Origin of the sequence: Mesotoga infera, from assembly GCA_011045915.1 — a bacterium.
In the GTDB taxonomy this organism is placed as follows: domain Bacteria; phylum Thermotogota; class Thermotogae; order Petrotogales; family Kosmotogaceae; genus Mesotoga; species Mesotoga infera_D.
Genome location: DSBT01000022.1, coordinates 1 through 9,909, shown reverse-complemented (window position 1 = coordinate 9,909; position 9,909 = coordinate 1). Strand labels below are relative to the sequence as shown.

The window sequence follows — 9,909 nt, the reverse complement described above, 5'->3', positions numbered from 1 at the left end:
CTCCCGAGAATTTTGATTCAATGAGTCTTCTCTTGAAGATGCTTCATTGCATTTCACTTTCTGCTCGGAAGGCGATTTTTGCTGACACAGCCGAAGCAACTAACCAGACAGAATTGAAGGAGTTGCACATGAACTTCCATAAACCTTTAGCAGGAATGCTATGGTTCTTGCGATCTGTATCCCTGAGTAGCCGAGATTCTTTCTACAACTTCTTTCAGCATTCTGGAATATTGTATCAAGACTTCTTCTCCCATCCTGAAGACCGGACCGGATATGCTAATAGAGGCAACGACTTCACGAGACGAATCGAATATTGGAGCTCCGACACAGACGACTCCATCTTCGTTCTCGCCTCTGTCTATTGCCGCTCCTCTTGACCTGACTCTTTCTAACTCATCTCTTAGCGAATCTTTGTTGGTGATCGTATTCGAAGTGTGACGTGTAAGTTCAAGTGATTCTAGCAGCTTCTCGCGGTCGCTCTCTGGCAAAAAGGCCAGGATCGCCTTCCCAACTGCAGTGCAGTATAGAGGAGCTCGTTTTCCTATGAAAAGCTTTGTATGCAGTGATCTTGAACTTTCAAATCCTTCAATAGAGACGACTTCAGTTCCGTCAAGTATTCCCATGTGGATAGTCTCCCCGGTCTCGAGGTGCAGTTTTTCCATCTCGCCAAAAGCAATATCCTTGATCCGCATGGAAGAAAGGTATAAACTCCCTAACTCGAAGAGCTTGATCCCAATTCTGTATGTAGAAGTTATTGCATCCTTTTCAAGCACATGTTCTTCACAAAGAGCCTCCGAAATTCGATACACGGTGGCTTTGGGAAGCCCGCTCTTCTTCGTCAGATCATCTAGACCCAGTCTCGGTTCTGAAAGACTAAACGAACCTATTATTCTGACAATCCTCTCAACACTTTGCATCTTGAAGTCCCCGCTTTTAAATTCAGTGAGCATAACCAAGTAATCTCGGCAGCCAGAGAACGAAATCTGCCCAGTAAGTGATTAATACAAGTCCCATGACTTCTATTGGTATCCAGTATTTTAGCATCTCTTTGAAGACCTTGCCGACAGGAGTCTTGCTTATTGCGCTCGTTATGAAACCCGTCTGCCCGTAAGGAGGAGTGTCAAGGGCAAGCATCAGGTTGAAAGTAGTCACAATTCCGAAGTGAACTGGGTCTATCCCCACAGCCCTCACAAGTGGAAAGACTATTGGTATTACAACCAGCTGTATGACGGACACATCAAAGAACATTCCAAGTATGAAGAAGAGAATATTCACACTTAGAAGCAGCACCCAAGCGCTGGAAAGAAGTCCCAGATCCATGAAAGCGTTCGTCAGCAATAGAGGAATCTCTTCTCTTGCAAGCACATATTTCACAACGAAGGCACCGGCAATCATGAAGCTTATCGCACCTACATTATAAACAGTTTTGAGCATTATCTTTCTCAGCTTCTTGACTCCAAGCGTACGATAGATGAAGATGCTGACGAGTATAGAATATGCAGCGAGAACGGCCGCGGATTCAGTTGGAGTGAATATTCCCCCGTAGATACCGGCCAGGAGAATGATCGGAGCCATCAGAGCAGGAAAGGATCTGATGAAACTCTTCGCAAGTACTTTAAGCGGATATCTCTTTCCCACAGGGTAGTTTCTCTTCTTCGAGAGATAGAAGGCCATCCCGGCCTCAAGAAAGCCAAGAAGAAGCCCTGGTATTATTCCTGCAAGAAACAGGTATCCCAGAGAGGTTCCTGTCAGCATGGCATAGATTACCATCGGTATACTGGGAGGAATGAGGGGAGAAATAGTTGCCGAAGCGCACGTAACCGCACAGGCAAAGGGGCCCTCATAACCGTCGTCCATCATCGCTTTTATCTCTATTGTTCCGAGACCCGAAACGTCTGCTATTTCCGAACCGCTCATGCCGGCGAAAATGATGCTCGCGCCAATATTTGCATACGCAAGACCGCCACGCATGCCACCAAGAAGCTGTTTCAAGAAACCGAAAAGTCTGTCGGTTATCTCGGTATCATTCATTACGTTTGCAGCAAATATGAACATTGGAACTGCCAACAAGACATCCTGAGCTCTCAATTCTATTGCCATTATGTCGAGGAAGATTCCCAAGTCCATTCCGGAAGTGATGAAGTATGCAAAGCCACCCATGATCATTCCAAACGCTATCGGATAACCCAGGGCGAAGGCAGCACCAAATATTATGAAAAAGAGTATCAATCCCATGGTTCAACCTCCTTGGGAACGATTCTTCCGGAGAAGAGTTCTATGAAGCTCTTCACTATCCAGATTACGTTGTGAATGAAAGTCAATACCATAAAAATGGGGAAACACATGAAGAGATAAGTCCAGGGAATCCTTAAGACTTCGGATTTGATGATCTTGTAGAAAAGAACATCGCCGAGCACGGGTCCAAGTGTTACTAAGAGCACAATGCAGAAGAAGAGATCGAATGCTATCTGGAGAAGCAGCTGCGCCTTTCTGGGAAGTCTGAGAAATACAATGTCAAATTTTATATGTGCATCGAACTTTCTTGCATAAGGCGCTCCAAGGAAAATCGTCCATATGAAACTGTATTGCGCTATCTCGAATAATTCCGGTGAAGGGCTACTGAATACATACCTCAGAATCACCTGGAAAAAGATGCTGAGGAAGAGCAGTCCGAGAAATACTGTTCCGCCCCAGGATTCGATCAAATTCAGCGCAGTCTGAAAGACTTTGAAAAGTGACGCCAAGAGTTTCTTCATGTTAGACCCCCGCAAATAATAACCTGGACCAGGCTAGCCCTGGTCCAGGAAATACAGCTTATCTTGTCAGTCCAAGGGATACGACTGAATTGCTTCGTACATCCCCTTGCCCCAGGCGTTGTCAAATTTCTCCTGTGAATAGAATTCTTTTGCAAGGTTCATGAAGGCTTCTTTGTCGGGAACTACAATCTCCATGTTGTAGTCGTCAACGAATTGCTTTAGAAGGCTTGACTCCTGTTCCAAAACAAGATAATTCATGTAGTAACGAGCAACTTCCAGCGCTTTGATAATGTAAGTCTTGTACTCAAAGGGCAGTGACTGCCAGAACTTCTCGTTGATCACAGGGTTGATCATTCCTATTGAATGGTCAGTAAGAACAATGTACTTCGTGACCTCCACAAACATCGCCGACAGATCTGTCGGGAGAGGATTGTCTTGCCCATCGATAGTTCCTAACTTGAGAGCTAGATACACTTCTCCGAAACCCATCGGGGTAGGATTGCTTCCGATAGCGCGTCCCATGTCCATGAATGCTTCGTTGTTGGGCATCCTGATCTTCATACCTTTGAGATCTTCAGGTTTGTAAACGGGACCCGCCTTTTCGGTTGTGTTAAGCTGCCTCATGCCGAGATACCATGTATCCAGAACCCTCATTCCAGTATTCGAAGCCAATTCATCGAACCATCCCTTTACCATGGGACTGTTCATTACAGAGTACATGTGGTCAAGATCTCTGAAGATGTAAGCGGCGTTCAATACTCCCATCTTCGGCATGTTTCCGAGATCGGCGAACCATGATGGCGCACCGTCTCCAGCCATCTCAAGGTCCCCTCTCATAACACCCAGGAGAGACGTCTGCTGATCTCCGAGCTGGCCCGAATGGAAGATCTTCACCACTATCTTGCCGCCACTAAGATTTTCGACAACTTCGGCAAATTTGTTCATCGCCAGAACTTGAGGTTGAGTCGGCGCGGCTACCGTATTGAACCGTATCGTATAAGTCTCCTCCACGGCAAAACAAATGCTCACTAATAGCAGAACAAGAACCACGACTAATCCCTTTTTCATCACTAAACCCCCTTTCGGTTTTTTGATTCTGAGGCTCAGGAAATTTTCCCGAACTTTCTGAGAGTATCTTTCAGTACTGCCACTTCGTCTTCCTCAATTTCCATGAGCGGCGGCCTTACTCTCGCGACATCCAGTCCCGAGTGGAGCGCGAAGGCCTTTTTTACTGCCGGCAATGGGTTTGTAAGCCGCCTATTTCTGCCAAAGAAAGCGCTGAAGAGCTCATAAAGCTCCTTGAAGCTGCTTGTAGCTTTGGTGGCATCACCAGAGAGGAACTCATCTATCAAGTTCCTCATCATGTCTCCAATTACATGCGAACCTCCGCTTATAACACCTATTCCACCCTGGCTCATGACCGAGAGAACCATTAGGTCGTCTCCGGAATAAACCACTATCTTCCCCTTTGTCGCCTTCAAGAAGGCAGAGGTCTGCAACGGATTAATTCCGGCCTCATCTTTGACGGCAACGATATTCTCAAACTCAGTTAGCTTGGCCAGAGTCGCCGGATCGATATTCGAAGCCGTAAAGAGAGGAATGTTATAGACCATGATCGGAAGATCGGTATTCTTGCATATCTGAGAGAAGTGATAGTAGATTCCTTCCTGAGTAGGATGACAGTAATAAGGAACAACTACCATGGAAGCATCATATCCCAGCCTCGCTGCTTCCTTTGTCAGTTCTATTGTCTCGTAAGTGTTAGCCGTACCTGTTCCGGCTATCAACGGTACCCTGTCGCCAACTTCTTCTTTAACTTCCGCGAAAAGTCTTACCTTCTCCTCAAAGCTCATTGAGTAGAACTCGCCGTTTGTTCCGGCTATTACAAGAGAATCACAGTACTTCTTTCCAATCAAATAGCTGGCTATCCTCCTGGTCATAGGATAGTCGATCGAATAATCAGCTGCAAATGCTGTACTCATTGGTATGAGTATCCTCCCAAACTTGCCAACAACGTCCATTAATACGCCTCCCCTTATTTCATCTATTGAAACGTCATTTCTTTCATTGAAATTATACTTCTTGACAGTCAATAATCGGAAGTCAATAAGATCCGACCAGAACCAACTAGAGGCAAAAACACGGAATTAACAGTTACGATGTTTGAAATTCTTCTGAAAGGTCATTCTTTAGAATGTGAGCTTAGCTCCAATCAATAGCTCTTGATGGGGAGACTCCGAGGAAAATCTTACAACCGCTGAATATCATGGAATTTCTGGAAAGAAATCTGTACTCAGTCGATTTCCATCTCCGAAGAATCTCTTGCTGCTGCTTTTCAGCTTTGGATGAATCTTGAGACCGTTTATCTGTTTCAAGAATAGCCTTAATCAATGCAAGCTCAACAATTCGACAGCAAAGCTAATCAAGAAAGTCTTTTGGTAGAAACCTAGCCGCTTCTCTATCAATCATCCAGAAGAGCTTTCCATATTCAGGAGATACGAGGCTTATCGGCAGTTCGCTATCATTTTGGACCAGAACCAACCTGGCGATCTCTGCTTTCGCCTTTCCGAAGGCCAAAACAAAGACGTTTCTGGCCTGTTTCAGAGCTCGCAGACCAAGAGTAACCCTTCTGGAGGGCCTTCCATCGTAGCTCACTTCACTCGTGAGTACTAGGGAATCATAATCGTGAATCTCAGTCGAACCGGGAAAGATAGACCCCGTGTGACCGTCTTCTCCAAATCCCAATATTATAAGATCGAAATCTGTGGAATACTTTCCAAAATAGTCAATCAATTCTCTTTCGTATTGAGCTGCGGCAATCTCAGGAGATAATTCACCTTTGATTCTGTGAATGTTCTCCTCGGGAATCTCGATCCTTCTAAGTAGAAGTTCCTTCACTAGTCCGTAATTGCTTTCATCGTGATCGGGATTAACGCATCTCTCGTCTACCCAGAAAAGATCGATTTTTTGCCAGGGAATACCCTGTTTGTAAGGTTCTTCGGCAAGAATTTCATAAAGTCTCTCGGGCGTAGAACCTCCCGAAAGAGCTACTGAGAATCTATCATGAACAGTTTTTCTTTTCTCGATTAGTCCTGCAAAATTCTCTGCGGCCGCATGTGATAGCTGCTCAAAGTTGTCGAAGATTCTCAGCCTTCTATTTGCCGTCGCCATCTTGCTCCTCCGGTGGTTCTCCATCCTCACCGCAACAGCAGACAAACCACTCCCGGCCTTCCCTCGTAACGAGAAAACCGCTTTCTTCGGGACCCCAACTACCGTCTGCATAAGTACACAACTTGATTTCTCCATTCTCTCGTCTTCTTATTATAGGGTCGATTATTCTCCAAGCCAGTTCGATTTCATCAGATCTTGCGAACAATGATGCATCTCCATTCATTACATCTAAAAGCAATCTCTCGTATGGATCAGGGAGGACGTCATTACCGAATCCGCTGGAAAAACTGAAATCCATTTTGACTGTTCTCGTCTTCATCGAACCGCCAGGAATCTTTGCCTCGAAATACAGCTTAATTCCTTCATCAGGTTGAATACAAAGAGATAGAATGTTTGGACTGACATCTTCACCATTTCCCGTTTGCCCAAAAAGCATATGAGGAACGCTCTTAAAATGGACGGAGATTTCCGAAACCTTTCTCTTCATCTTTTTGCCAGATCGAAGATAGAATGGGACTCCCTTCCATCTCCAATTATCCACATACGTCCTAAGTGCTGCATATGTAGGCGTTTTTGAATCCTTGGCAACTCCTTCTTCTTCAAGATAGCCATCATACTGACCTAGAACGACGTCTGAACACTTGCTCATCGATCTCAGAACTTTGACCTTCTCATCCCTGAGTGCATCCGCCTCGAAAACCGCTGGCGGTTCCAAAGCCACTAAAGTCAGAAGCTGAAGCATGTGATTCTGAAACATATCTCTCAAGATCCCAGCGGTATCGTAATATCCAGCCCTGTGTTCTACTCCAATATCCTCAGCAACAGTTATCTGAACATGATCAATGTATTGACGATTCCACAGTGGTTCAAATATCGAATTGGCAAAACGGAAAGCAAGTATATTCTGAACGGTCTCTTTCCCGAGGAAGTGGTCTATCCGGAAAATCTGGTCTTCCCTAAAAGACTCGTGAACAAGCCCAGTAAGCTCTTTTGCGCTTTCAAGATCTCTTCCAAAAGGCTTTTCAATTACAATGCGAACTTTCCTCTCCTCAGATCTACTGAGACCCAATTTACCCAGGTGTTTCAGTATGATCGAATGCATTTCGGGAGGAATAGAGAGGTAAAAAATAACATTTGATCTAACCTGCTCGTTCTTCTCCAATTTCTCGATTTTTTTTTCAGTTCATCGTATGTCTCTTCTTGATCGTACTCGCCCTGCAAGTACTCGATCTTAGTTTCAAATCCCTTCCAGAGATTGCAGATCTTTGGATCGGATCTGGAGTAATCCTGAACCCCAGAAAATAACCTAACTCGAAACCCTTTGTCCGATATCTTGCTCCTGGAAACACCAATAACGTTGAACCGATCTGGAAGCAGTCCTTCACAACCGAGGGAGTGAACGGCTGGAATCAATTTCCGTTGTGTAAGATCGCCGGAAGCTCCGAATACGATCATTATCGAATTCTCAGTCTTCGCCATCTCTGCTCGCCTGTCTTGTGTGTTTTATTTCGTGGCCGCCAAACCTGTTTCTTATGGCTGCAAGGAGTTTTGCCGAATAATCCTCTTCAACACGGCTCTCAATACGCTTCTGCAGAGACATTGTAATAACCGGGGCGGGCACGTCGAGATCCATTGCCTCAACAACTGCCCATCGTCCTTCTCCAGAATCTGCAACCCACGGCTCTATGTTGCGGAGATCCTGATCACCGGCCAGTATATCGCCAATCAACTCCAGAAGCCATGACCTGATCACGCTTCCGTGAAGCCATATATCGGTGACTTCCTTCAAATCGAAATCAAACTCCTTCTTTGCTCTAAGAATCTCGAATCCTTCCGCATAGGCCTCCATTAACCCATACTCTATTCCGTTGTGGATCATCTTTGCGAAATGGCCAGCTCCTGCTTGACCAACTCTTCCCCACCCTTTGTCTTGCTCAGGCGAAAGCGTTGTGAATAATGGCGCGAGGTTCTCTATAATCTCTCTTTCGCCTCCAATCATCATGCTGTAACCTTCTGTCAATCCCCATATTCCCCCGCTTGTGCCAACATCTACGAAGTTGATTCCTCTTTCTGAAAGTCTCTCCGATCGCCTAATTGAGTCTTTATAATTACTGTTGCCTCCGTCAATGACGATATCTCCAGTATCTAGCAAGTCTTTAAGAACATTTATAGTTGTTTCAATTGGAACGCCTGCAGGAATCATCAACCAAAGAATCCGAACCGGCGACAACTTTCCCACAAGCTCTTCCAGAGAAAAGGCCGGGCAAAGTCCTATCTCTTCAGCCAGAACCTTTGTAATCTCCGGATTGAGATTATAACCAATAACAGTATGCCCTCCGGCAACGAGTTTTCTGGCAATATTGCCTCCCATTTTGCCAAGTCCTACTATCCCTATCTCCATAGAGGCACCTCTTTCCAAAGAATTCCGATTCTCGGTTTGATGCTCCAAAGCTTCCAGCTCCAGAGACGTATCACTCCAGGTAATGCCTTTGACTATCAGATTTCGCCCTTCTGTGATCCGAAAAACAGACCCTCTGTACTCCCATTTTATCAATAGGGGGGGTTTTCTCTTTCATCGTCAACTCTTCAGTCGGCTTTCAAGCCTAATCTGTTTTCTGAAGATACTCGATAAAGATTTCTGCAGCTCAGAATTCCTAAGGCACTTGAAACCCCAAGAAATGTTTCGTTCCCGCTACCAGAAATTTGACTTTCACAGTGTGAACAAATGACTGATTTTCCATAAATCTCATATATAATAATTCGATAAATCAACTTTTCTTGATGTGACAAATTCTCTGGATACGCTGCGACTCAGTAATAAGCTGATTTACTAATCAGGGTATTTGGGGGTGATGAAATGAGGAAGTACTATCTTTTCATTCTTGTTTTGCTGCTCTTTCTTCTCGCGGGTTGCGTCGGGCTAATCAGGACGAACGCAATACGAGGTTCAGTTTTCACGGACGAGTACATTGAAACGCTTCAGTAAAAGTCTTTGATCTCGATGGAAATCAAGTTATTGAAGGGGAGTTCCTTACCGACAATTACGGGAGATTCTCAATTCCCATACCAAACGGGTTCAAGTTCCCGGTAATATTGCTGGCATCCTTCGATATCCCCGAAGAACAGGAAAGGACTGATGCCCTTGCCTCGGTTGTCGAAGAGTCGTTTCATTTGGAGCAAATACTCGTAAATCCCGTCACCTCGGTTTTTGCCGCCTATATGTTCAAGAAGCAGATCAGCTACTCGGAAGCTATAAGTGAGGTCCGAGACGCCTTGAACGTCCCCCCCGAGGTAAATGTGCTAAGTCAGCTTCACCCGGGATTCGAGACCTCGTATTTCTCGATGAAAAGGCTCTCGGACTTCGTGCGGGACAATTTTGGTGGAGTTTATAGGGACTTCATAGAGGTTATTGTCGAAGCTATCGCTGGCGGAGCGATATACAATTTCGGTGTAGGTGCCACATTGGATATCGATATTTCCAGCCTTGCGAAAGACCTCCTTAAGGGCACGACCACCGGAATAGTCTCTAAGGTCGCTGTAAGCGCAATATCCTGGGTTATGAAAAGCTTGTTCGGACTGGGCGATGAAACCTCAGAAATGATAAGTGAAATCCTCAATCAGGTTGAGGAAATCAACGCAAAACTTGACGTGATATCGGCAAAACTAGATACCATTGACTCGGAGATCCAAAGTATCCTCACAAAGCTTGATCAGCAGTATTACGACTCGTATGTGAGAATGGTAGATCAGAACTACTTCACTCCCATAGAGACCTGCACCGGGAAGCTGTTGTTCATTACTACTCTCGATGCAACTACTACCACTGATGTCGCCATCCAGGAACTAATGTACGATATTCAGATCAGCAAACTAGATCAGGTAATGCTTAACATCAAGAAAGTCATCGTTGGAGGAACTGCTGACACGAGTTATATGTCGCTGTTCGAGATTTTCATTACCAACGCAATGAATGCCATTAGAT

8 protein-coding genes and 1 pseudogene are annotated in these 9,909 nt (G+C 45.1%); 1 reads left to right on the top strand and 8 read right to left on the bottom strand.

The window, feature by feature from the left end; genetic code table 11:
• Window positions 1-158: 158 nt before the first annotated feature.
• The 8 genes and pseudogenes from ENN47_00745 to gnd all read right to left on the bottom strand — a co-directional run bounded on the left by ENN47_00745 (window position 159) and on the right by gnd (window position 8,328).
• Window positions 159-917, bottom strand: a complete 759-nt coding sequence (locus tag ENN47_00745) for an IclR family transcriptional regulator (protein ID HDP76719.1) — start codon at window positions 915-917, stop codon at window positions 159-161.
• Window positions 918-939: 22 nt separating this feature from the next.
• Entirely contained in the window at window positions 940-2,235 is a 1,296-nt protein-coding gene (locus ENN47_00740; protein HDP76718.1) for a TRAP transporter large permease, read from the bottom strand.
• Window positions 2,226-2,756, bottom strand: coding sequence for a TRAP transporter small permease (locus ENN47_00735; protein ID HDP76717.1), 531 nt, complete (start codon window positions 2,754-2,756; stop codon window positions 2,226-2,228). Before ENN47_00735 ends, ENN47_00740 begins: the two co-directional genes overlap by 10 nt.
• Window positions 2,757-2,822: 66 nt before the next feature.
• Window positions 2,823-3,824, bottom strand: a complete 1,002-nt coding sequence (locus tag ENN47_00730; GenBank protein HDP76716.1) for a DctP family TRAP transporter solute-binding subunit — start codon at window positions 3,822-3,824, stop codon at window positions 2,823-2,825.
• Between the two features lie 35 nt (window positions 3,825-3,859).
• Complete coding sequence (gene dapA / locus ENN47_00725; protein HDP76715.1) at window positions 3,860-4,777, bottom strand: 4-hydroxy-tetrahydrodipicolinate synthase; 918 nt, start codon at window positions 4,775-4,777, stop codon at window positions 3,860-3,862.
• 397 nt (window positions 4,778-5,174) lie between these two features.
• A complete protein-coding gene (pgl, locus tag ENN47_00720) occupies window positions 5,175-6,062 on the bottom strand; it encodes a 6-phosphogluconolactonase (protein HDP76714.1) in 888 nt (295 codons plus the stop codon).
• Window positions 5,911-7,406 (bottom strand): annotated as a pseudogene (gene zwf, locus ENN47_00715) (glucose-6-phosphate dehydrogenase). The gene pgl and the pseudogene zwf overlap by 152 nt, the downstream one beginning before the upstream one ends.
• On the bottom strand, window positions 7,393-8,328 hold the full coding sequence (gene gnd, locus ENN47_00710) for a decarboxylating 6-phosphogluconate dehydrogenase (GenBank protein HDP76713.1): 936 nt from the start codon (window positions 8,326-8,328) through the stop codon (window positions 7,393-7,395). The pseudogene zwf and the gene gnd overlap by 14 nt, the downstream one beginning before the upstream one ends.
• 770 nt (window positions 8,329-9,098) lie before the next feature.
• On the opposite strand from gnd, the gene ENN47_00705 reads away from it, so the two are divergent.
• Window positions 9,099-9,909, top strand: an 811-nt coding sequence (locus ENN47_00705) for a hypothetical protein (protein ID HDP76712.1), incomplete at its 3' end; no start/stop codon positions are given.